This is a genomic window from Neptunomonas phycophila (assembly GCF_001922575.1).
GTDB lineage: Bacteria > Pseudomonadota > Gammaproteobacteria > Pseudomonadales > Balneatricaceae > Neptunomonas > Neptunomonas phycophila.
The window spans coordinates 1,452,160-1,472,905 of record NZ_MRCI01000001.1; the positions used below are offsets into that span (position 1 = coordinate 1,452,160).

The following is a 20,746-nucleotide window of genomic DNA, read 5'->3' on the forward strand; positions in this document are numbered from 1 at the left end:
AAACGCGATCATGGATGACCGGTCATCAAGGGAAGGTATTTCATGGTTAAGCATACAGAAGACAAAACGGCTCAAACTATCGCGATTTCGAACAATCTAGAACCGAAAGCGGGTGGTATTGAAGAAGAATCGCTTCTTTGTGAGCGCTGGCCTGTGTCTAACTTAGTGGCAATCCTTAATAACCCGGCCGATATGATTACTCAATATGAGGACGACTTTCTGAGTTTTCATGAGGAGTCTGGTAAGTTGATTGAGGCCTTGTTAGGCAACGTGCAATTGGGGATGTTGAATGTCCGCTTTGGTGTGGGCGGTGTCACTACGGATATGGCTCAGCCTTTCGAACTGTCCGCTGCTTTTTTGGAGTTTCTTTGGAAAACCGAGCGGCCAATTTGCCACTGGATTCGCCATCAGGCATCAGAAATAGACATTGTTGCTAGCCAAGGTCGAGCTTATGCAATAGCTGATGCAGCATGTGAGGTTCAGAATATAACGGGTATGTCCCGCAAGGAAGCGATCAGTAATCAGTGTTATAGCTCTTATTTGCGCCAAATTTATTTGCGTGCTTTCAATCTTTATGGCGTATTTCCTCTTAAAAAAGAAGAGCTGGGGCTGAAAGGGATTGATCCGATTGCGCACGTATCTAAAGGGCGTTCATTTGATCCCTCTGCCTGTAATGGTCCGCAGTTAGAAATGTATGCACGGGAACACTTTTTTAATTTCTCCATCGATTTTGAAGTTTTTTCTATTCTGAAAAATTTGCCGTATCGCTTCTCGCTTCCCGAGCAGCTGCAAACGCGTGACTGGAAAAAGGTCATACAGATAGAGTTAACATCCAGTTGGATGCGCGGCGAATCAGGGCAGTGGTTAGAAGCGGCGCTAGAGACATTAAACCGGTATGACATTAATCAAACCAAGCAGCACACCGGTTAATTCGTTGTGCTGTGCTGCAAGACAAAATGGCGGCCTTGCTGTATAGTTGCCGCCGTTTAAATAATGCATCGGAGCTAGATAATGTCTCATACCGTCGTATGCGCTTTGTACAAATTTGTAACGCTAGATGATTACGAAGCCATTCGTGAGCCTTTAACTCAAGTAATGGAGCGTAACCACGTTCGAGGCACATTGTTGCTTGCTAGAGAAGGAATTAACGGGACTGTTTCAGGTAGCCGTGAGGGTATTGATGCGTTATTGGCTTGGTTGAAATCAGATAGTCGATTGGCTGATCTCGATTACAAAGAGTCGCTTCATGAAGTGCCGCCTTTTAAACGCACTAAAGTTAAGCTTAAAAAAGAGATAGTCACGTTAGGAGTTGAGGGGATTGATCCTAAGCAGGTTGTGGGTACTTATGTGGACCCTAAAGCTTGGAATGATCTCATCAGTGACCCTGAAGTTTTGCTGGTGGACACGCGTAATGATTATGAAGTTCAAGTAGGGACATTCAAAAACGCGGTTAATCCAGAAACAGATACCTTTCGTGAGTTTCCTGAGTACGTAAAACAGAATTTAGATCCGACTAAACATAAAAAAGTGGCCATGTTTTGTACGGGCGGTATACGTTGTGAAAAATCGACAGCGTATATGAAAGAACAAGGTTTTGATGAGGTTTATCACTTAAAAGGTGGGATTCTCAAGTACTTAGAAGAAGTTCCTCAAGAGGAATCTTTATGGGAAGGCGAATGCTTTGTGTTCGATGATCGTGTAACTGTAAATCATCAACTCGAAAAAGGGCATTATGATTTATGTAATGCGTGCCGTTTGCCTATAACAGAAGAAGATAAACTATCGGATCAGTACGAAAAAGGCGTGAGTTGTCCTCATTGTTTTGGTACTCACTCGCCGGAGCAAATCGAGCGTTTTCGTCAGCGCGAATTGCAAATGTCTTTAGCTCAAGCGCGTGGTGAAGGGCATATTGGTAAAGATGCTCTTACAACAATGGATCAGCGTCGTGCCGCTAAACGTGCTGAGCGTGAACGACAACGAGCACTAAACGAAAAAGCGTTGGCTAAAAAATCGATGAAGCGATAGCAGTAAAATGCAAGAGTATCGCTTGTTAGGAACAGTAACAACCTCGCTAACTCGTCAGGAGTTAGCGACTCATCTACAAGCGTTAGGTTGGCGTATATTAAGCGCTGACGATGAAGAGACCTTGCTTCACAATTCCCCTGTTATGTTGGCTCTTGACTCTGAAACTGAATCAAGTGCTCATCTGTCAAAGATTAATTCTATTTTGCTCAGCGCCAGCTATGAGGGCGAACCGGCTACCATTGAGCCACTCATTAATGAGCTGATACGTTTATCATCTAACGACGAAAAGCCTCTACAATTTTCTATAGATCTATTTGGTGATGCGGCTAGGCTTGTTAGACGTTTTATTGGTTAGTGCTTGTCTAGGTCGAGGGGCTCCCTTTTGCTTTTGGCGCTGCCTTTAGGCGTAAGAATAACGGCAATTATCCTAGTCTGTGCTATAAAGATACATGGAGTTAAAAAAACAATTAGGAGTGTTGTCATGGTGGGTGCTATTCAGAGTGCCGCAGACGAAGCTACAGCGGATCTGCCAGTATTAGAGGCGTTACTAAAAGGTGTTGATCAAACCGTATTTCTTCTTAATGGCACAGGTGAAATAACACGTGTCCATGAAGGAACTGCCAGTTGGATGAGGGGCGAAAAGTTACGGGGTCTCACTTTGTTTCCTCTATTCGAAGAGCCCGATGCCGAGGTGCTAAAGCAAGCATTTGATCAATCATTAACTGCGCCAGCGGGTGAGGGTGTGCAAAAGCATCAGATCACACTAAAACCCGAACATTTATTGCAATTGCATGAGGCGGGTTTGGATCAGCAGCGCGCTATAGAATTTAGCTTTTCGGCCATAGATCCTCATCATATTCTTTTTATGATGAGTGATATCTCAGAATCACGTCAGTTGAATCAAAAAATTTCACAGCAAGCTCAACGCGATCCGCTGACGGGTGCCTATAATCGCCGTTCGCTCATGACTATTTTACAGCAGTCTGTTGCGCAGGCGCTGCGTTATGACTGGGTGTGTTCATTTCTCTTAATTGATATCGATCATTTTAGTGATATCAACGACAAGCAAGGCTTAGATGCAGGGGATCAAGTGTTGCAGGCATTTGTGACTGCTCTGCATGGCTTTAAGCGAACCGCTGATTTTTTTGCCCGCTATTCCGATGATAGATTTGTAATGTTTTTGCCTGAAACTAACCAAGATCAAGCGATGTTGGCGGCTGAACGGGTTCGTGTTCTTGCAGAAAATTTAGAAATACCTTTCCCTACCGGTGACCTGAGTTTTACTGTCAGCATAGGTATATCGACTTTAATGTATCCAGAAGATGAGCCTGAAGTAATGCTCAAGCGTGCAGAAGAAAACCTGTTTATTGCTAAGCAATCTGGCAGTAACCGTATTGAAGGCGAACCTATTTAAGGTTTTTACATATTAATTCTCTATCTGCCCTCAGTTCATGGGGGCAAGATTAACTACATCACTTTGCCGCGCATTGCTTTGGTGTTTCCTCGCTTGGTTTTGCTGTCCATTCGTTTGCGTTGCGAGCTGCGGGTAGGCTTTGTTGGGCGCCTGTTTTTTTGGATAGTCGTAGCGTCAAGGATGAGTGTTTTCAGGCGTTCCAGTGCATCTTCTCGGTTTTTTTGCTGGGTACGAAAAGTTTGCGCTTTAATGACAATAATACCATCCGCCGTTATCCGTTTGTCTTTAAACTCAAGTAAGCGCTCTTTGTAAAAATCGGGGAGTGATGATGCTTTGATATCAAAGCGAAGATGGATGGCGGATGAGACTTTATTTACATTTTGTCCACCACTGCCTTGAGCGCGAATGGCTGTAAATTCAAGTTCATCTGCACTAATAACAATGTGTTTTAATATAGTAAGCATGTGAGCATTGTAATCCTAAACGTGCAGCAACCCTATGAATAACTTGATTTTAAATGAAAAGGAAGATCGCTAAATGAGTGTGATTGCGTTAGAAAAAGCGTCCCTTGAAATGTTAGAAAGACGATTAAAGCAATATTTTGTCAAAGAATTGGACTACGAATTAGGGCAGTTTCAAGCCCAATTCCTATTGGATTTTATATCTCAAGAAATGGGGGCTTATTTTTATAATCAAGGCGTAAGGGATGCACAAGCCATGCTATCAAGTCGCGTGGATGATTTAATACTCGCATTTGATGAGCTAGAAAAAATGGAGCCGCGTCCCGTAAGCACATTATGATGAAGTTACGCTTGGGCGCAGTTTTTGTCGGTCTTTTCTGTGCCGCCAATAGGTTCCACCAGTGAAAATAGCTAGGCCAATCCAAATGAGTGAGAATGTTATTAAATCGGTGTGAGTGAAGGGCTCCCCAAGAATAAATACAGCGCACAATAATTGAAGTGTAGGGTTTAAATACATCAGGAATCCTATCATTGATAAGCTGATGCGCCTCGCTGCGGCTGCAAAGGCTAACAATGGGATGGCAGTGAGTATGCCAGCTAAAATGAAAAGGCCACCTTGTAGATTGAATCCAAAGTGGTTAACTGGGGTAAACAGCCAAAATATCAGAGTGAAAGGGAGGGCTAAGGTCGTTTCTATCATTAGCCCCGTTACGGTATCCACTTGCGTTTGTTTGCGCACAAACCCATAAAGAGCAAAGCTTGCGGCTAAGGATAATGAGATCCACGGGAGAGCTCCAGAGCTTGTAACTTTGTAAACAACAGCGATGATCGCTAATAACAGTGCGACTTTTTGATAAGTGCTTAACGATTCTTTTAGGAAAAAAACACCTAAGCCTACCGACACTAGTGGGTGGATGAAGTAGCCCAAGCTTGCTTCAACGGCTCGCTCGTTCATAGCTGCCCAAATATAAAGTCCCCAGTTAGCAGCAATTAATGTGGTTGAGCAACATAAAGCTAAGATCAGCTGCTTGTTGGTAAGGGCGACTTTAATGCGGTGCCACTTTCCGGTCAGTGTAATAATAATGGCTACAAAAACAGCAGACCACGCAATGCGGTGCGCGAGCACTTCCATTGCAGGTAGCCCTTTGAATAAGCTAAATAAAAGTGGGAATGTTCCCCAAATAAGGTAGGCGGTTAGGGCGTAGATAAGGCCGCGGTTTTGCTCGATCACGGTAGAATCCTTAATATAAAGCGCGATTCTATCAATAAATTAGGTATCTACAAGGGAACAGTGCGTTGTTGGATTGAATGGTAGAAGCGTCTAAAGGTGTAGCGACTCCAGACGCTTATGAGGGGGCCTTAATCCAATGTGCTTATATCAGGATGCTTTTTAAGGCAGTCAATCAAGGCACTCATCTCATCGGGGGTTCCAATGGTAATGCGCAAATGGTTTTCGATGCCTGGTCGGCTAAAATGACGGACTAATATGTTATGAGTACGTAAAAAGCCCATGAGCTCAGCGCCTGGCAAATAACGATGCGTCGCGAAGACAAAGTTTGTTTTAGATGGAACAACATTAAACCCAATCGATTCAAGTTGAGCGGTTGTCCATTCGCGTGTGCTGATGATTTGTTGCGTTGTTTCTTGGAAGTATTGCTCGTCTTGTATCGCAGCAATAGCGGTGTCTTGAGCGAGCATATCCAAAGGGTAAGAGTTAAAGCTATTTTTAACTCGCTCTAAGCCTTCGATTAATTCTGCATTCCCTAGAGCGAAACCAACTCGCATACCGGCTAAAGACCGGGATTTGGAAAACGTTTGAATCACCAAAATATTGGGGTATTTATTGATAAGGCTAACGGCGCTTTGAGCCCCGAAGTCTACATAGGCTTCATCAACAATCACGACAGATTCTGTGTTGGTGTTGAGGAGGCCTTCAATTGCATCAAGGGTTAGTGCTTTACCGGTAGGTGCATTAGGGTTTGCAAAAATAATGCCGCCATTAGGGCGCTGGTATTTTGTTAGGTCGATGGAGAAATCATCCCCAAGGGGGATATGCTCGTAGTTTATATTATATAAGTTGCAATACACATCATAGAAACTATAGGTGATGGTAGGCATGAGCAGCGGCTCTTTCTGGCGGAAGAAGGCCATGAAGGCATGCGCTAGCACTTCATCCGATCCATTACCCACAAATACTTGATTGGATCTTACATTATAGTAATCAGCCAGCGTATTTTTGAGTGATGTAGAGTCTGGGTCTGGGTATTTACGCAATTTGTTGCTTTCAAATGAATGAATGGCGTGAGTAACTTTGGGAGAAGGGCCAAACGGGTTTTCGTTTGTGTTGAGTTTGATTATGTTACTAACCTTAGGTTGTTCGCCTGGAACATAAGGGGTTAGATCACGGATCGCGTCACTCCAGAATTTACTCATTGTTGTAATAACTCGTTATTTAAAAGCAGCTAGTTGGCCGAAAATTATAGCGAATCGCCCCATTAACCACTAGTGCTTGTCAGTAGATTAGGGGCGCTCGTTATATACTAATTAAGCAGATTTAAGAGAGGTTACTTGTTCGCCTACTGCTTTAATCCCTCCTGCATTGTAGGCGTCTAAAAAGACAGAGCCAGCAATAGCAACATCGGCATGTCCAATTAATGCCTTCACGTCTTCTCTGGTTCGAATGCCAAAGCCCATGGCGAGAGGAAGTTCGGTTAAGCCTTTCACTCTATTTAAATAATTACCGATTTGGATCGTTGCTGATTTATCAACGCTATCCGTTTGTTGCTTTCCAGTTACTCCTTTTCGGCTGACACAATACAACATTCCGTCGGCTCGTTGCTTGAGTTGCTTAATCCTCTCATCAGACATATCCGGAGTAACAAGCCAAATGGGTGATATGCTTTGCTCCGTTAATGGGGCCAATAGAGGATAGCTGTCTTGCAGTATGTCAGGGATTATCATGCTGCTAATTCCACGATTTTTCATAGTGTTAGCTAAGTTATCTAAACCGAATTGGAGAAGCGGGTTTAGATAACTCATAAGTAAGATATGCTGTTTTGGGAACTCTTTACTTAGCATTTCTATATCTGCCAATAATTGTTCCAGTCGCGGCTTGTTTTCCAGAGCCTGATGACATGCAGTGGTAATGGTAGGGCCATCAGCAACAGGGTCTGAGAAAGGAAATTGTACCTCTAAAATATCCGCGCCCTGATTGAGAAGGCTTCTCATAATAGATAGGCTGTCTTCAATGCTTGGGTATCCGTAAACGACGTGTGTCATTAAAAGAATGTCTTGTGTTTTACGTTTGTCACGGATGTATTGGGTCAAAGGATGCATATTAATTTGCCTCCAATAAAAAGTCGTTTAAGAAAGCGCTGAAAGGTTCGTCCTTCATTACTTTAGCGACATTAAAAATATCTTTATCGCCGCGCCCAGACAGATTAATAACAATAGATTGATCAGGTCTCATGTTTTTTGCCTCACGAAGACCGCCGGCTACCGCATGAGCTGATTCTAAAGCGGGAATAATGCCTTCGTTGCGCATTAGCTGGGAGAACGCGGTCATAACTTCGTCATCGTTCGCACTGATCATTCTGACCTTTCCGTTTTCTTCTAGGTCGGCCAATATTGGCGAAACACCGACGTAATCTAGGCCTGCTGAAATAGAGTGTGTCGGCATTAACTGGCCTTCACTGTCTTGAAGAAAGCGGGTTGCGTAGCCTTGGGCAATACCAAAACGTGCTTGGTCGGTGTTAAATCGTTTTGCGTGATCTCCTGGTGCATCGCTGCGGCCACCTGCTTCTACACCAACAAGCTCTGTTGATGACGAGTCAACAAAGGGCAGGAAAATGCCGCAAGCATTACTGCCTCCACCTACACAGGCGTATATTCTGTCAGGATGTTTGCCGATTTGGTTGATTGACTGTTCTTTGACTTCTTCTCCAATAATCGATTGAAAACCAGCGACCATTTCAGGGAAGGGAGCACAGCCGCAGCTCGTACCAATTAGATAATGGGTGTCATCGTAATTTGCGGCCCAATCTCGCATTGCTTCATCCAGTGCGTCTTTTAAAGTAGCGCTTCCAGTGGTGACCGGTATCACTTCGGCCCCGAGCTGTTTCATCCAAAACACATTAGGGTATTGACGTTTGATGTCTGTAGCGCCCATATAAATAGTGCATTTAAGGCCTAGGCGAGCAGATATTAGGGCGGTCGCAATTCCGTGCTGACCAGCACCCGTCTCAGCAATGACGCGTGTTTTTCCCATGTATTGGGTTAACAAGCCTTGGCCAATAACGTTGTTCATTTTATGCGCGCCGCTGTGGTTTAAATCTTCTCTTTTGAGGTAGATTTGGGCGCCGCCTATCTGTTGCGTTAAGTTGTTGCAAAAAGTCAGTGGTGTAGGGCGACCTGAATAATGCTGCCATTCAGATTTTAATCGGCCTACAAACTCGGCATCCGACATCGCTGATTCGTATGCGTCAATGAGCTGTTGTTGGCTGTTGTAGAGAATCTCTGGAATAAAACTTCCGCCAAAACGTCCGAAAAATTGATCTTTCATGTCGCTCTCTTTAAGTTAATTTATTTACTAAACGGTTTGGTAAATAAAATAGAGTTTTACGATTAACATGTCAAGCTTAGGCTGTAACAGATGATTTGGTGTAAAAAAGAGACAGATATTTGTTTATTCAGGTTTTGTAAAAGGAGCAGGCACTAGTCTACACTTATCTAATTAAGGGTTTACTTATGCACCTGTTTAGTTTGTATGAGTAATAAGCTGTGAAAGCAGACATTTATCAATGAGGCTTGTTTGAATACCTATACTTTTTCATTAAATGGTTTTGATGATCTCAGCTGCCAGATAATGCCAGCTCAACTGGATGTGATTCGTCCGTATTTATCATCAAACTGGGTATTGTGTAATGACGACCAGTCCGTTGACTTGCGCATTGGAATAGAGGGGAGGTCGAAAGCCCCTAACGATGATGCGCTCAATATTATGCTCACAAACGAACTAAGGTTTCTTAGTCAAGGTGAGTTTGAGTTGCCGTTACGTGTTTTTACCCTGCTTGATCTTTTAAATTATGCAGATAGCCGCCTATCGGCAGAGCCAGAGGTAGGGTTGGTTTCAATGGCAGAATGGATAGTAGGTTTGGCCCAAGAGGGTAGCGGTAGCCTATATGTTCATAATAATACCCAAACATTTATTTGTGCTCAGGATAAGGTTCTGCGTACTAATGCTTCAGATAAAACAGAATTAGTAGAATTAATTTTTAATTCTGATGATGCAGATTGGAAAAAATCAGAAGACGTATCTATTCTTAAGCCAAGCTTGGAGTTGCCAATAGCTAGCTTGCTTTGGTCTTTAGGGCTTAAAGAACATCGTTATGCAGCGCAAAAGTGGAATCGGCCGGATGCACTTTACCGTTTGTTGAGTTGGCCTCAATTAGGGCATTGGGAGTCAACGGCGCCAATGTTTAGGTTGTCCTCCTTATATGGTCGAAAGGCTGCAACTGTGAAAACAGGGATGATGGTAAGCGGACTCAATGCAGAAGAGGTATGTACTTTCCTTCACGCATGTAGTGTTTCTGGCTTGAGAGTTAAAGTTGAAAACGAAGAAGCCGATACGGTAACGCAACCGCCTATCGATGCAAGCCTATCGGTTTTACAAGCATTCAAAGCAAAACTAGGACTGTAGTACATGTTGCTGAAAGTTGTTTTTATTGGGCCCATGGGGTCAGGAAAAAGTACAGCAATTCAGACTATAAGCGAGATTGAGCCGGTAAAAACAGAGGCACGCAATACAGAGCGCTTTAAAGTTGATAAACCCACGACCACGGTGGGGATGGATTATGGAGAAATAAACTTAGGCGAACACGGTAAAGTTGCACTTTATGGTGTGCCGGGACAACAGCGCTTTGACTTTATGTGGCCTATAATCACAAAAGGGGCTATGGGAGCAATCATGTTGCTGGATTGTAGCCAAGAGAATTGCTGGAAGGACTTTAAGTATTTCGTAGACGAATTCACAAAGTTTGTTGATCCTAGCAGTTTTATCGTCGCCCTAAATCGCGCAACGGACAGCGACGTTGATCATTGCAATCAATTACTCATGGATGAAGGGTTAACAATGCCGGTGTTTTGCTCGGATCCACGAAATGAGCAAGATCTCACGGTTTTATTGCACGTATTGATTTCAAATGCGGAATTGAGATTTTTATTGGATTAGTAATGAGCCAAGATTTAGCAGAGCAGTCTGAGCAGTTAGAAGCGTTATTAAAGTCCTTGTTAGATGAGTATGAAGGCCTACGATTTGTTGTGTTAGCAACATCAGATGGTTTCTTGGTTGCTCACGCGGGGGCGCAAGTTGATAAGCAAAAAATGGATCCAAACCGTATCGCCACTATGGCGGTTTCCTTTACAGGGTTGAGTTATAGCCTTGCATCTGAGTGCGAAATTGGTGAAGTGAAAGGTGCTTCTGTCGAAGGTAGTGAAGGGCTGCTGCTTTCTAGACTATTGTTTACTAAAGAAACGGACTTTGTCCTGTTGGCCGGCTTTAAACGGTCGGTAAATCACGGTATAGCGAATTGGACGTTGCAGAAAGCTTATGATGCAGTGTTGAATGGTCTGAATACATAGAAAAATATTTGGATTATTAGTAAATCACCCACAAATAGAATGACGTGAAAGGGAAAAAAATGAGCAAAATTAATGAAAGCCTACAAGAGCTATTAACTGTTGATGGCGCTATGTGCGCTGCATTGGTTGATTATAATAGCGGGATGATGCTTGGTTCTGCAGGTCAAGGCGTAGACCTAGATGTAGCAGCTGGTGGTAATACAGAAGTTGTACGCGCTAAAATCAAAACGATTAAGATGTTAGGCTTGACGTCTACTATTGAAGATATTTTGATTACGTTGTCTGATCAAATCCATCTGATTCGTCCACTGGCTTCTGATCGCGAGTTGTTCGTTTATTATGTGTTAAACCAATCAGGCAACCTTGCGCTGGCTCGTCGTAAGCTTAAGCAAGTTGAAGGTGAGCTTAAGGTTTAATCTGAGCGAATTTTGCTCACGAAATTGAATGGCTTATAAGGTGTTTAAGTAAGCTGTTGAATACAAATGCGCTGAGGTTTTTGCCTTGGCGCATTTATCTTTATATGAATCCACTCTACAATCGCGCCTCATTCTTATCAAAAGATTCAATCTATGGCACGTGGTCGTCCATCTAAAAAGCAGCATATTATTGATACTGCTGGTCAATTGTTTTCTCATTTGGGTTATCAAGCGACGTCTATCGATGTTGTGACGCAAACTGCCGGTGTATCAAAACCAACAGTTTACAATAACTTTCCTTCTAAGCTTTCATTGCTTCATGAATGGCTGATTTTACAATCAGATCATTTGTTATCCATGGTTGTTTTTGATTCCGCAAAAAAAATTCAAACTGATTCTCTTCAAACCTGTTCATCATCTGCTAATAAACAGGCACTCAACGTCATTCTTAATGGTTATGAGCTTCTTATCCAGGAAACGTTTTACTTATCAATATTACGTATTTGCATAGGGGAATCACAAAAGCTCAATAGTGATGTATTGGCGCTTTTCTTTGAGCTGGATAATTCGTTAAATAATCAGGCTGTAGAGGTGTGCTTATCCATAGTTGAAGAGCCTCTGGTTGCTAGAGCTATTGTTTCAATCGTTAAACAGCAAGCAGTTGACCGCGCACTGGGTGTGCCCAATAGCCTATCAACTGAGGATGTGTTATCCCTCAGTCTTCGTTTTTAAATATCCATTTTCATTGCATCGCGCACGGCTTTGGTTTCTTGCTCTAGCTGGTCGAGCCTAGCTATTTCGTATTGGCTTTGGTTCTTCTCTCGGCGCGCAAAAGTAATCTGTTGATTAGCTCTATCAGTTTGTCCGGTGAGTAAGAAGTACTCGATGCGCGTCAGATGCACGTTCATTCGTTCATTGTTTTGACCGTATGCCTCTGCCAGCAAATACCAATTATCTACGTCTTTGGGGTAGTCGCGTTTAATATTATTCATAACGCGTATGGCTTGAGCCGGCTGCCCTTGGGCCATTAGAGCTTTTGATAAGAGTTTTTCTACGGTATAGGTATACGGGTAGAGTTCATTAAGCGCTTGAAGCGACTCAACTGCTGTTTGCCAGTTTTGCTGAGCTAAGTAAATCTCGGCAACGGTGAGTTTGATGTAAAGCATTGATTGCCAGTCATTGGGCAATTGCTTGAGGGCTTGGTGCGCTTCTTGATACCGGTTAGTTTCTATGCTGGAAAGGGCAAGGCCATACAAAGCCGTTGGCGTCGGGCTGGCATCTACTGCTTGCCGATAAAATGCATACGAATCTTGTGGCGATTTGGCAAAGTGTACGGTCATGCGTGTGCGTATGATTTCGTATTCTTTTGAGTTTTTAGAGGCCGGCTGATCAGGCAGTTGCGCTGAGCGATTTAAAGCATCTGCAATACGAGATTCAGATACAGGGTGTGTAAGCAAAAATTCAGGTAAACGGTTTTGATCAAAGCGCTGCGACCTTAGTAAGCGCGAGAACATCCTAGGCATGGCTTCTGGGTCAATACCCGCGTTGACTAGGGTTTGCATGCCTACTCGATCAGCTTCTTGTTCATTTTGACGGCTAAAAGCCAGTGCGGCTGATTGTTGGGAGGCGATGGTAGTTGATATAGCGGCGGCACCGGCTTGACCATCTGCGCTAGCAACTAGGATGCTAGCTAGCAAAGCTGCGAGTGTAAACGGTCGGTTGCGGCGAGCCTCCTCTAGTTGAGAGGCAAAATGGCGTTGGCTTAAATGGGCCAGCTCATGAGCTACAACAGAGGCGAGTTCGTCCTCGTTGTCGGCGCTAAGGATGAGTCCTCCATGTATTCCAATAATACCGCCTGGAACAGCAAAGGCATTCAGAGTCGGGTTGTCTAATACAATGAGATCAAGCCGCCTATCTTGCAATTGGCTATGGGAGGCTAGTTTCCACAGTAAATCATTCAGGTAGCTGTATGTAATCGGGTCATCCAGGAGCTTTGCGCTGCCACGTAATGATCTTGCCCAAGCCTGTCCTAACTCGTGTTCTTTGCTTAGAGATATGATCCCGGATGTGGTATCACCAAAAATAGGCAGATTGTTGTCAGCATGAGAAGTGACAGGTAAAAGTAAAAAGCTAAAAATAAAAAGTCGTAGAAAGGGCATTCAGTAATCCTGTTCTCTTTCATGCCAAAGGGAAGCGTGTCATTATCTTACCCCGTTGGATGGGCAGATGCCTGAATTCAATTGAATTTTTCCTGATTTGCTGCAGAGTATGTTGCTTCATGCTAAATATTAACATTGATACTGTCTTGGATGCCTCCGGGCTAAATTGTCCTCTGCCTTTATTAAAAACGAAACAAGCACTTCATAAAATGTCATCAGGGAGTGTGTTAAAAGTTATAGCAACCGATGCTGGCTCAGTGCGCGATATTACAGTATTTATTGAGCATTCTGACCATGATTTACTGGATACGTTCATTGGTGAGACTGAGTATATTTACATTATTCGTTGTGGGTTAGGGGTAAAAAAATGAAGGCCATTTTCAACAAATGGATAGATCGTTATTTTTCAGATGAGGAGGCGTTGTTTCTCTTCATACTGATTGTGGCAACGCTAGTGTTAATGGCAACGTTGGGTAAGCCACTTGCTCCCGTTTTTGCAGGTATAGTCATAGCTTTTCTTATGCAAGGTGGCGTTGATTGGTTAAAGGCTAAGAAAGTCCCTCATTTAGGCGCAGTTCTCATTACTTTTTTGGGGTTTGTTAGCTTTGTATTGGCACTATTATTAATAGTTGTCCCTTTGGCGTGGAAACAGCTTTCAACCTTGTTTACTGAGTTGCCGAGAATGGTCCAGCAGGTTCAGTCTCTTTTGCTTGTGTTGCCACAGCAATACCCTGATTGGATTACTGAAACTCAAATTCGAAGCATTATGTCGTTGGCGACTCAGGAGCTAACCTCGGCTGGTCAATGGGTGCTGACATACTCGTTTAATTCGTTAGCTAGTGTGATGACCTTGTTGGTATATCTCGTTTTGGTACCCATTTTAGTGTTTTTCTTTTTAAAGGATGGGCGCTCGTTAATTGGCTGGTGGACATCTTTCTTACCGAAAAAAAGAAATATGCTGACCAATATATGGCATGAAATGGATGACCAGATTGCCAATTACATCCGTGGCAAGGTCATTGAGATATTGATTGTAGGTACGGTGACGTATGCAACGTTTGCTTTGCTCGATGTTAATTATGCGGCATTGTTGGGCATTATTGTTGGGTTGTCTGTTCTCATTCCATACATCGGGGCAGCAGTGGTGACATTGCCGGTTGCACTGATTGGTTTTTTTCAATGGGGGCTGAGCGATGACTTTATGTATTTGTTGATAGCATACGCCATTATCCAAGCTTTAGATGGGAACGTGCTTGTCCCATTATTGTTTTCCGAAGCCGTCAACTTGCATCCAATATCTATCATTGTTGCGGTGCTTATCTTTGGAACGCTGTGGGGTTTTTGGGGGGTGTTCTTTGCAATACCTTTGGCAACTTTTGTGAAAGCGATCATGAATGCTTGGCCTCGACATTTATCGGCTGATGAGGAAAGTCCCGTTATTAAAGCTCCATAATTCAGAATTTGACGCATAAAAAAGCCGATCCTCAAATGATCGGCTTTTTTGATAGGGGCAGGGGTTATTCACCTTTAACTGCGGCTAATACTTGGTCGACATGATCCTTTACGCGTACCTTACGCCATTCCTGTTGTAGAACACCATTCTCGTCAATTAAGAATGTACTCCGCTCGATCCCCATATACTCTTTACCGTAGTTTTTCTTGAGCTTAATCACATCAAAATGTTTACAAACCAGTTCTTCAGGATCGCTGATCAGTTCGAATGGAAAAGACTGTTTTGCTTTGAAGTTTTCGTGAACACGAAGGCTATCTTTACTCACTCCGAAAATGACGGTGTTGTTGGCTTCAAATTCGGCAAATAAATCTCGGAAGTTTTGGCCTTCTGTTGTGCAGCCTGGTGTGTTGTCCTTAGGGTAAAAATAAATAACGACTTTTTTACCTTTTAAGTCACTCAGTTTAACAGTGGTTTCGCTTGTTGCAGGAGCGGAAAAGTCGGCTACTGGCTGGCCTACAGCAATCGTTGTCATATTTCTTTTACCTCAGTTTGTAAAAAAGCGTCATGGTGACTACGCCTTACGCTTTTATTTCGTATAGAATATCGGGTCTTATACGATATCAGAACGGGTTTCGGATGTACTGTATTAATCATTCGAGCTTATGTAATGGAGAATAAAATGATTACCGGCAGCCTTGTAGCGCTTGTGACCCCAATGTTAGACAACGGTGAACTCGACTGGGAAGCGCTTGATAAGATCGTCGACTTTCACTTGGAGAACGGGACAGATTCAATTGTCGCCGTTGGTACTTCAGGTGAGTCTGCTACCTTAGATTGCGATGAGCACTGTGCGGTTATCAAACGCGTAGTTGAGCGTGTTAATGGCCGTATGCCTATTATTGCTGGTACAGGAGCTAACTCCACGCGTGAAGCTATCGAGTTAACTCGTGAGGCAAAAAAAGTTGGCGCATCAGCGTGTTTACTTGTTACACCTTATTACAACAAGCCTACTCAGGAAGGGCTTTATCAGCACTTTAAAGCGATTGCAGAAGCCGTTGATATTCCTCAAATTTTGTATAACGTACCGGGTCGTACTGCATGCGATATGCTTACGGAAACCGTATTGCGTTTAGCTGAAATTCCAAACATTGTTGGTATCAAAGAAGCGACGGGTGATGTTGAGCGAGCGCGTGATTTAATTGCCAAAGCACCAGAAGGGTTCGCTATTTATTCGGGCGATGATGCAACGGCAATCGAGCTCATCTTAGCGGGTGGCCACGGAAATATTTCTGTGACAGCGAACATTGCGCCAGCTCAGATGTCAGAACTTTGCAAATTAGGTTTGGCGGGGGAGGCTGACAAAGCACGCGCATTACAGCAACAGCTGATGCCGGCCCATACGCACTTGTTTGTTGAAGCGAATCCCATACCCGTAAAATGGGCTATGCATGAAATGGGGTTGATTGGTCAGGGTATACGTCTTCCTTTGACCGTTTTGTCAGAGGCGAACCGCCCTGTTGTTAAGCAGGCTTTAGTCGATATTGGTTTAGTTAAGTAAGGAGTATTGCTTTGATTAAAATGCGGTTGCTTCCCGCTGCAGTCACGTCGGTAGTTGCTATCACGACGATCAGCGGTTGCAGTGTGATCGATAAGAACCCGATTTATGGTGAAAACGGGATTATCCGAGATCGAAATCAGGAGTACGAAACAGCAACCGTTGCTAAGCGATTAGAAATTCCGCCAAGTTTACGGGCTAAGCAGACAAATGATCTACTGGTAATTCCAAAAGTTGGTGAAACTTCGAGTGCTTTGCAAAGTGGCTTTGAAGTCCCACGGCCAGAGTTTTTCTATGCTGATACAGGCAGTGATGCCGTTAGCTTGAAGCGTCAAGGTGGTGAAAAAATCATCGTTGTTGATGAGCCAATTGATGTTACTTGGACAAAAGTGTTGGACTTCTTTGCCTACAACAATATCAAAGTGGCTAATGCTGATGCGCGTGATGGGGTGATTGAGACTGACTGGATCGAAACCAATGGCCCTGAATATCATGCGGTAGATCGTTGGATAAAGCATTTAACCTTGCAGAACATACCCGAAGGCACACAGGATAAAATACGTGTTACCTTGCGTCCTGAAAAAGACGCAGAACAGCGTACTGCAATTGTTATGCAGCATGCTCAGTTCTCCAAGAACGAGCAAGTCGATAAGGTGGATTGGCAGCAAGATTCGGCCGATGTTGGCTATAAAACAGATATGATGTTTTCTTTATTACGCTACATGAGTAAAGCATCAGATCAGTCTGCTGAGCAAACCTTACTGTCTATGCAGAACCACCAAAATGCACGCCCTTTGCTTGGGCGAGACTCTAGTGGAAACCCTGTGTTAAAGCTCGAAGATTCAGCGGATGAAGCATGGGAAAAGGTTAACAAGGCAGCAGACAGCGCAGGCATGGATATAGGTACGCGTGATCAAAAGCAAGGGTTGCTTTACATGACGTACGTAACCACGACACCGATCGAAAAGAAAAGCCAAGGCTTTTTTGAGTGGATGTTCTCCGATCGTGGTGATATCACGTTAAATACAGGGACACTAGGTGCTTTAGTGGGTGTAGATGACGAAGGTGATGATGATATTCGCTACACGTCGAAATCGGCTGAAGAACTAGTGCAAGAGTTTGGGGATCCAGAAGATCTATCGGCTCAAGATGGCTATAAAATTTGGCTGGCCGGGCGAGTAGTGTACGTCTTTAACTCAGGCTCTTCTAAAGGGCGAATTAGCAAAGATGGTGATGTATACCAGCAAATTGGTCGATATCAGATTAAGTTGAATCGTACCCGCTCGGGTATTCTGGTATCCGTTTTAGATGATCAAGGTGAGGATGCCGATGCTCAAGTAGCTGAAGAAATTCTCTGGGATCTGAAAGACTCAATGTAATGCAATGCGTTACATAAGCGATAAAAAAGGGGGCTTTCCAGCCCCTTTTTTTATCGAAAAATTACCAGTCCTCACCAGTTATTAAGCATAAAGATGCAGGAGCAGTAGTAATGAAGGCCGTTTTTTTAGATGCTGAAACTTTACGTGATTTGGATCTATCGGGTTTAGAAAAAGCATTCTCATCGTTAACTATCTTTGATAAAACAACCCAGAAAGATATCGCGCCTCGTATACAAAACGCGGATGTTGTGATTGTAAACAAAGTAAAATTGGATGCGACTTTATTAAAGGCAAGTCAAATAAAGTTAATATGCATAGTGGCTACAGGAACAAATAATGTTGACCTAGAAGCCGCTAAGCAATGTGGGATAGCGGTGTTTAATTGCCAAGCTTACGGCGTACCGTCGGTTGTTCAGCATGCATTTTCCTTGATACTTGCGCTCCACACTAACTTAATCCAATACCAGCAGTCTGTCGAAGCGGGCGATTGGCAAAAGTCGGATCAGTTTTGCTTGCTTAACTATCCCATCAGTGAGCTAGCCGGTAAATCATTAGGTGTTGTCGGTTATGGTAGCTTGGGTCAAGGCGTTGCGCAGATTGCAAAAGCATTTGGTATGCAAGTGCTGATTGCACGTCGCGATGAGTCTGACTGTCGAGAAAATCGTTTGCCTCTGGCGCAACTGCTCCCGCAGGTTGACGTGTTAACGCTGCATTGTCCTCTAACACCCGCTACACAGAATCTAATTGACGAACAAGCGCTAAATTTAATGAAACCAAGTGCTTTTTTGGTCAATGTGGCACGTGGAGGGATTGTGGATGAGCAGGCATTGGCTAACGCGTTAAAGTCGGGTGTTATCGCAGGGGCGGCTACCGATGTGCTAATAGAAGAGCCCCCTAAAAACGGTAACCCTTTACTTGATTCAAGTGTGCCTAATCTAATTGTAACGCCTCATTCTGCATGGGGAAGCAAAGAGGCACGTCAGCGTATAGTTGAGCAAACCATAGAAAACGTTAACGTGTTCTTGAGTGGTGAGCAGGGCGAACGTCGAGTTGTTTAAACCTTGTTCCTAAATCAGCATGTGTGGTTTTAGAAGCTTGGGGCTGATGTAAAATGCATTGGCACTTGCGTTTGAGGGTGCACAAAGCTGAGCATCTTTGCATGCAGCAATAAACGATCGGCCGCTTTTTGTATGTCTTCTTCTGCGTAAAAGTGGTCGCCTAAAATCGGGTGGCCTAACCACTGCATATGTACCCTGAGTTGGTGTGATCTCCCGGTTATGGGGGTTAACTCAACTCGGGCCTTATTGGCCATACGCTCTAGTATTTTCCAATGAGTAGTTGAGGCTTTACCGTGTTCGTAGTCCACTATTTGTAAAGGTCTTCTTTCCCAGTCACAACGTAAAGGCTCTGTAATTATACCGTTATCTTCAGTAGGGCATTGATGAATTATAGCCTCGTAGGCTTTTTCAGTTTTTCTATTTTGAAACAATAGACTCAACGCTTTGTGAGTTTCTGGCGTTAGGGCAATTACCATCAATCCTGAAGTGGCGTAGTCAAGGCGGTGAACAATTTTAGCGCTGGTAAAGCCTTGATTGATCACTCGGCTAATGACGCAATCTTGTTTGTCAGGCCCGCGTCCAGGAACTGAAAGCACGTCAGCTGGTTTATCTACAATAATCAGGTGCTCATCTTGGTAAAGTACTGGAATCTGTACTTCTTCTATCATGAGCTCTTACCTTTTGTTGTTTTTTGAAATAGCGCCATCGATTCAACGTGGTTCGTTTGTGGGAACATATCCATTACTCCAAAGCGCACCATCGAATAGCCTTTTTGGGTTAACAGTTCTGCATCTCGCGCTAATGCCGACGGCTCGCAAGAAATATAAAGAATATCAGTTGCTGTTGCGGGCAATTGTTTTAACAGTTCGTATGCGCCGGTTCTAGGAGGGTCTAGGATTATTTTGTTTATAGGCTTATTAAGCCATGTTTCGCTTGATAGATCTTTACTCAGATCCGCCCGAAAAAATTGGGCATTAGTAAGGTTATTGCGGGTTGCGTTAGCGGTTGCTTGTGCAACCATTTTTTCGATACCTTCAACACCGATAATGTGGTTAACATAGGGGGCGATGGGTAAAGTAAAGTTGCCTAAACCGCAGAATAAATCGAGTACGTTGTCGCTTTTGTCTAGGGCTAACCAGCTCAATGCTTGGTCAATCATTTTATCATTAACGGCAGGGTTTACTTGTAAGAAATCACCTGAAGCAAAGTCTAGTCTTAAGTTGCCATTAAGCAGCTGATAATAGTCGTCATGTTGCTGATGTAGGTTTAGTGTCTTTGTATCTGTTTGAATAAATAGATTGAATGCCTTTTGTTCTGCCCATGTGCTAAGCAGTTTTTTGTCACTGCTTTTTAAACTGCCTTTGCAGCGTAGTGTCAAGGTTATACCTGCATCACCCAGTTGTACTTCGGCATGTGTAAGTTGTTTGGGGTTGCTCAGGGTAGATAAGCTCTTTTGTAGGTCAGTAAAGATTCCATCTAGGCGGGGCGACAAAACTGGGCAATGTTTAATGGGTAAAAGTTTGTTTGACTGGCGTCGTCTAAACCCTGCTATGACTTCATCGTTGCGCTGCAAGACATTCAGTCCGACCCTAGCCGATCGCCTGTATCCGAAAGCGTCAGATAGAATAGGCGCATCTATTTGTGCTGGGGTAATGCTGCTCATTCGCTGTAGAAGGCTCAGCACATTTTCTTCTTTGTAACGTATTTGTTCAGCCGTAGCTAAATGTTGTAACTGGCAGCCGCCGCAATCTTCATAATGCCCGCAGGTTGGGCTTACACGCTCACTGGATGGTGTAACGATTGATTGCACAGAGGCTTCGTCAAACCGTTTATGTGTTTGTGTGACTTTGGCTATAACTGTCTCTCCAGGTAACACTCCCTCAATAAAAATGGTCTTTCCGTTTAAGCGCGCGACGCCGCGTCCATCATGGCTTAATCGTTCAATATCTACTGTAAAGGGGGCATTGGACGATGCAGGTTTGCGCGGGGCAGGCCGGCCAAAGCGAATGGCATTTTTTTTCATAGAGGTATCCTGAATTTGAGCGCGGCTATAGTAGCACAAAGCATTACCGGATCGGTTTGTTGTGTTGATTGAAATTGTGTGTTGCCTTGACTTTTTTTGTCACTGGGCGCAAATTCTGCGTGTAATCATGCAAAAGCCGCATGAATTCAAGGAAGAAGTTATTC

The 20,746-nt window shown here is 43.7% G+C and carries 24 protein-coding genes; 15 read left to right on the forward strand and 9 right to left on the reverse strand.

The window, feature by feature from the left end; all coding sequences use genetic code 11:
- Positions 1 to 42 precede the first annotated feature (42 nt).
- From BS617_RS06645 to BS617_RS06660, 4 genes are all read left to right on the forward strand, one after another.
- Positions 43 to 930, forward strand: a complete 888-nt coding sequence (locus tag BS617_RS06645; RefSeq protein WP_075172066.1) for a hypothetical protein — start codon at positions 43 to 45, stop codon at positions 928 to 930.
- An 81-nt stretch (positions 931 to 1,011) separates the two neighbouring features.
- Positions 1,012 to 2,025 (forward strand): oxygen-dependent tRNA uridine(34) hydroxylase TrhO, encoded by a 1,014-nt coding sequence (trhO, locus tag BS617_RS06650; protein ID WP_075172067.1) that lies wholly within the window; start codon positions 1,012 to 1,014, stop codon positions 2,023 to 2,025.
- 7 nt (positions 2,026 to 2,032) lie between these two features.
- The gene (locus tag BS617_RS06655) at positions 2,033 to 2,380 is read left to right on the forward strand and encodes a hypothetical protein (protein ID WP_075172068.1); all 348 of its coding nucleotides are present in this window, start codon (positions 2,033 to 2,035) and stop codon (positions 2,378 to 2,380) included.
- 126 nt (positions 2,381 to 2,506) lie between these two features.
- A complete protein-coding gene (locus tag BS617_RS06660; protein ID WP_083609956.1) occupies positions 2,507 to 3,439 on the forward strand; it encodes a GGDEF domain-containing protein in 933 nt (310 codons plus the stop codon).
- Between the two features lie 53 nt (positions 3,440 to 3,492).
- Here the strand turns inward: BS617_RS06660 and arfB are convergent, their stop codons facing one another.
- Positions 3,493 to 3,903 (reverse strand): alternative ribosome rescue aminoacyl-tRNA hydrolase ArfB, encoded by a 411-nt coding sequence (arfB, locus tag BS617_RS06665; protein WP_075172069.1) that lies wholly within the window; start codon positions 3,901 to 3,903, stop codon positions 3,493 to 3,495.
- A 73-nt stretch (positions 3,904 to 3,976) separates the two neighbouring features.
- Between arfB and BS617_RS06670 the strand changes: the two genes are divergently transcribed.
- Positions 3,977 to 4,240, forward strand: coding sequence for a DUF2164 domain-containing protein (locus tag BS617_RS06670; protein WP_075172070.1), 264 nt, complete (start codon positions 3,977 to 3,979; stop codon positions 4,238 to 4,240).
- On the opposite strand, the gene rarD is transcribed toward BS617_RS06670, so the two are convergent.
- The 4 genes from rarD to trpB form a co-directional block, all read right to left on the reverse strand.
- Positions 4,235 to 5,131, reverse strand: coding sequence for an EamA family transporter RarD (gene rarD / locus BS617_RS06675; RefSeq protein ID WP_075172071.1), 897 nt, complete (start codon positions 5,129 to 5,131; stop codon positions 4,235 to 4,237). The genes BS617_RS06670 and rarD overlap by 6 nt on opposite strands.
- A gap of 128 nt (positions 5,132 to 5,259) precedes the next feature.
- A complete protein-coding gene (gene hisC / locus BS617_RS06680) occupies positions 5,260 to 6,333 on the reverse strand; it encodes a histidinol-phosphate transaminase (RefSeq protein ID WP_075172072.1) in 1,074 nt (357 codons plus the stop codon).
- Between the two features lie 111 nt (positions 6,334 to 6,444).
- Complete coding sequence (gene trpA / locus BS617_RS06685) at positions 6,445 to 7,236, reverse strand: tryptophan synthase subunit alpha (protein WP_075172073.1); 792 nt, start codon at positions 7,234 to 7,236, stop codon at positions 6,445 to 6,447.
- 1 nt (position 7,237) lies between these two features.
- Entirely contained in the window at positions 7,238 to 8,461 is a 1,224-nt protein-coding gene (gene trpB / locus BS617_RS06690) for a tryptophan synthase subunit beta (RefSeq protein ID WP_075172074.1), read from the reverse strand.
- A gap of 249 nt (positions 8,462 to 8,710) precedes the next feature.
- Between trpB and BS617_RS06695 the strand changes: the two genes are divergently transcribed.
- From BS617_RS06695 to BS617_RS06715, 5 genes are all read left to right on the forward strand, one after another.
- A complete protein-coding gene (locus BS617_RS06695) occupies positions 8,711 to 9,598 on the forward strand; it encodes a hypothetical protein (protein WP_075172075.1) in 888 nt (295 codons plus the stop codon).
- 3 nt (positions 9,599 to 9,601) lie between these two features.
- On the forward strand, positions 9,602 to 10,129 hold the full coding sequence (locus tag BS617_RS06700) for a GTP-binding protein (protein WP_075172076.1): 528 nt from the start codon (positions 9,602 to 9,604) through the stop codon (positions 10,127 to 10,129).
- Positions 10,130 to 10,131: 2 nt separating this feature from the next.
- Positions 10,132 to 10,539: a roadblock/LC7 domain-containing protein gene (locus BS617_RS06705; protein ID WP_075172077.1), complete on the forward strand. Its 408-nt coding sequence runs from the start codon at positions 10,132 to 10,134 to the stop codon at positions 10,537 to 10,539.
- A 59-nt stretch (positions 10,540 to 10,598) separates the two neighbouring features.
- On the forward strand, positions 10,599 to 10,955 hold the full coding sequence (locus BS617_RS06710) for a hypothetical protein (RefSeq protein ID WP_075172078.1): 357 nt from the start codon (positions 10,599 to 10,601) through the stop codon (positions 10,953 to 10,955).
- A gap of 153 nt (positions 10,956 to 11,108) precedes the next feature.
- The gene (locus BS617_RS06715; RefSeq protein WP_075172079.1) at positions 11,109 to 11,687 is read left to right on the forward strand and encodes a TetR/AcrR family transcriptional regulator; all 579 of its coding nucleotides are present in this window, start codon (positions 11,109 to 11,111) and stop codon (positions 11,685 to 11,687) included.
- Here the strand turns inward: BS617_RS06715 and BS617_RS06720 are convergent.
- Positions 11,684 to 13,114, reverse strand: a complete 1,431-nt coding sequence (locus BS617_RS06720; protein WP_075172080.1) for a M48 family metalloprotease — start codon at positions 13,112 to 13,114, stop codon at positions 11,684 to 11,686. The two genes, BS617_RS06715 and BS617_RS06720, sit on opposite strands and share 4 nt — an antisense overlap.
- 119 nt (positions 13,115 to 13,233) lie before the next feature.
- On the opposite strand from BS617_RS06720, the gene BS617_RS06725 reads away from it, so the two are divergent.
- On the forward strand, positions 13,234 to 13,485 hold the full coding sequence (locus BS617_RS06725; protein WP_075172081.1) for a sulfurtransferase TusA family protein: 252 nt from the start codon (positions 13,234 to 13,236) through the stop codon (positions 13,483 to 13,485).
- Positions 13,482 to 14,567, forward strand: coding sequence for an AI-2E family transporter (locus BS617_RS06730; protein ID WP_075172082.1), 1,086 nt, complete (start codon positions 13,482 to 13,484; stop codon positions 14,565 to 14,567). Before BS617_RS06725 ends, BS617_RS06730 begins: the two co-directional genes overlap by 4 nt.
- Positions 14,568 to 14,631: 64 nt before the next feature.
- Here BS617_RS06730 and BS617_RS06735 read toward each other — a convergent pair whose 3' ends face one another.
- Entirely contained in the window at positions 14,632 to 15,099 is a 468-nt protein-coding gene (locus BS617_RS06735; RefSeq protein ID WP_075172083.1) for a peroxiredoxin, read from the reverse strand.
- 147 nt (positions 15,100 to 15,246) lie between these two features.
- Here BS617_RS06735 and dapA point away from each other — a divergent pair, with 147 nt between their 5' ends.
- From dapA to BS617_RS06750, 3 genes are all read left to right on the forward strand, one after another.
- Entirely contained in the window at positions 15,247 to 16,125 is an 879-nt protein-coding gene (dapA, locus tag BS617_RS06740; RefSeq protein WP_075172084.1) for a 4-hydroxy-tetrahydrodipicolinate synthase, read from the forward strand.
- 20 nt (positions 16,126 to 16,145) lie between these two features.
- On the forward strand, positions 16,146 to 17,501 hold the full coding sequence (bamC, locus tag BS617_RS06745) for an NlpB/DapX family lipoprotein (RefSeq protein WP_075173474.1): 1,356 nt from the start codon (positions 16,146 to 16,148) through the stop codon (positions 17,499 to 17,501).
- 110 nt (positions 17,502 to 17,611) lie between these two features.
- Positions 17,612 to 18,559, forward strand: coding sequence for a 2-hydroxyacid dehydrogenase (locus tag BS617_RS06750; RefSeq protein WP_075172085.1), 948 nt, complete (start codon positions 17,612 to 17,614; stop codon positions 18,557 to 18,559).
- 29 nt (positions 18,560 to 18,588) lie between these two features.
- Here BS617_RS06750 and BS617_RS06755 read toward each other — a convergent pair whose 3' ends face one another.
- On the reverse strand, positions 18,589 to 19,227 hold the full coding sequence (locus BS617_RS06755) for an RluA family pseudouridine synthase (protein ID WP_075172086.1): 639 nt from the start codon (positions 19,225 to 19,227) through the stop codon (positions 18,589 to 18,591).
- Positions 19,224 to 20,582 carry a 23S rRNA (uracil(1939)-C(5))-methyltransferase RlmD gene (gene rlmD / locus BS617_RS06760; RefSeq protein ID WP_083609959.1) on the reverse strand — a complete coding sequence of 453 codons (1,359 nt, stop codon included), beginning with the start codon at positions 20,580 to 20,582 and terminating at the stop codon, positions 19,224 to 19,226. Before rlmD ends, BS617_RS06755 begins: the two co-directional genes overlap by 4 nt.
- Positions 20,583 to 20,746 lie beyond the last annotated feature (164 nt).

What these genes read in the sequence shown, in the direction of transcription:
- trhO (WP_075172067.1), top strand. Translation starts at nt 1,012, where the DNA reads ATGTCTCATACCGTCGTATGCGCTTTGTACAAATTTGTAACGCTAGAT.
- BS617_RS06700 (WP_075172076.1), top strand. Translation starts at nt 9,602, where the DNA reads ATGTTGCTGAAAGTTGTTTTTATTGGGCCCATGGGGTCAGGAAAAAGT.
- BS617_RS06730 (WP_075172082.1), top strand. Translation starts at nt 13,482, where the DNA reads ATGAAGGCCATTTTCAACAAATGGATAGATCGTTATTTTTCAGATGAG.
- BS617_RS06705 (WP_075172077.1), top strand. Translation starts at nt 10,132, where the DNA reads ATGAGCCAAGATTTAGCAGAGCAGTCTGAGCAGTTAGAAGCGTTATTA.
- BS617_RS06645 (WP_075172066.1), top strand. Translation starts at nt 43, where the DNA reads ATGGTTAAGCATACAGAAGACAAAACGGCTCAAACTATCGCGATTTCG.
- BS617_RS06755 (WP_075172086.1), bottom strand. Translation starts at nt 19,227, where the DNA reads ATGATAGAAGAAGTACAGATTCCAGTACTTTACCAAGATGAGCACCTG.
- trpB (WP_075172074.1), bottom strand. Translation starts at nt 8,461, where the DNA reads ATGAAAGATCAATTTTTCGGACGTTTTGGCGGAAGTTTTATTCCAGAG.
- dapA (WP_075172084.1), top strand. Translation starts at nt 15,247, where the DNA reads ATGATTACCGGCAGCCTTGTAGCGCTTGTGACCCCAATGTTAGACAAC.
- hisC (WP_075172072.1), bottom strand. Translation starts at nt 6,333, where the DNA reads ATGAGTAAATTCTGGAGTGACGCGATCCGTGATCTAACCCCTTATGTT.
- rlmD (WP_083609959.1), bottom strand. Translation starts at nt 20,582, where the DNA reads ATGAAAAAAAATGCCATTCGCTTTGGCCGGCCTGCCCCGCGCAAACCT.
- trpA (WP_075172073.1), bottom strand. Translation starts at nt 7,236, where the DNA reads ATGCATCCTTTGACCCAATACATCCGTGACAAACGTAAAACACAAGAC.
- arfB (WP_075172069.1), bottom strand. Translation starts at nt 3,903, where the DNA reads ATGCTTACTATATTAAAACACATTGTTATTAGTGCAGATGAACTTGAA.
- BS617_RS06655 (WP_075172068.1), top strand. Translation starts at nt 2,033, where the DNA reads ATGCAAGAGTATCGCTTGTTAGGAACAGTAACAACCTCGCTAACTCGT.
- BS617_RS06710 (WP_075172078.1), top strand. Translation starts at nt 10,599, where the DNA reads ATGAGCAAAATTAATGAAAGCCTACAAGAGCTATTAACTGTTGATGGC.
- BS617_RS06660 (WP_083609956.1), top strand. Translation starts at nt 2,507, where the DNA reads ATGGTGGGTGCTATTCAGAGTGCCGCAGACGAAGCTACAGCGGATCTG.
- BS617_RS06735 (WP_075172083.1), bottom strand. Translation starts at nt 15,099, where the DNA reads ATGACAACGATTGCTGTAGGCCAGCCAGTAGCCGACTTTTCCGCTCCT.
- bamC (WP_075173474.1), top strand. Translation starts at nt 16,146, where the DNA reads ATGCGGTTGCTTCCCGCTGCAGTCACGTCGGTAGTTGCTATCACGACG.
- BS617_RS06750 (WP_075172085.1), top strand. Translation starts at nt 17,612, where the DNA reads ATGAAGGCCGTTTTTTTAGATGCTGAAACTTTACGTGATTTGGATCTA.
- BS617_RS06720 (WP_075172080.1), bottom strand. Translation starts at nt 13,114, where the DNA reads ATGCCCTTTCTACGACTTTTTATTTTTAGCTTTTTACTTTTACCTGTC.
- BS617_RS06670 (WP_075172070.1), top strand. Translation starts at nt 3,977, where the DNA reads ATGAGTGTGATTGCGTTAGAAAAAGCGTCCCTTGAAATGTTAGAAAGA.
- BS617_RS06725 (WP_075172081.1), top strand. Translation starts at nt 13,234, where the DNA reads ATGCTAAATATTAACATTGATACTGTCTTGGATGCCTCCGGGCTAAAT.
- BS617_RS06715 (WP_075172079.1), top strand. Translation starts at nt 11,109, where the DNA reads ATGGCACGTGGTCGTCCATCTAAAAAGCAGCATATTATTGATACTGCT.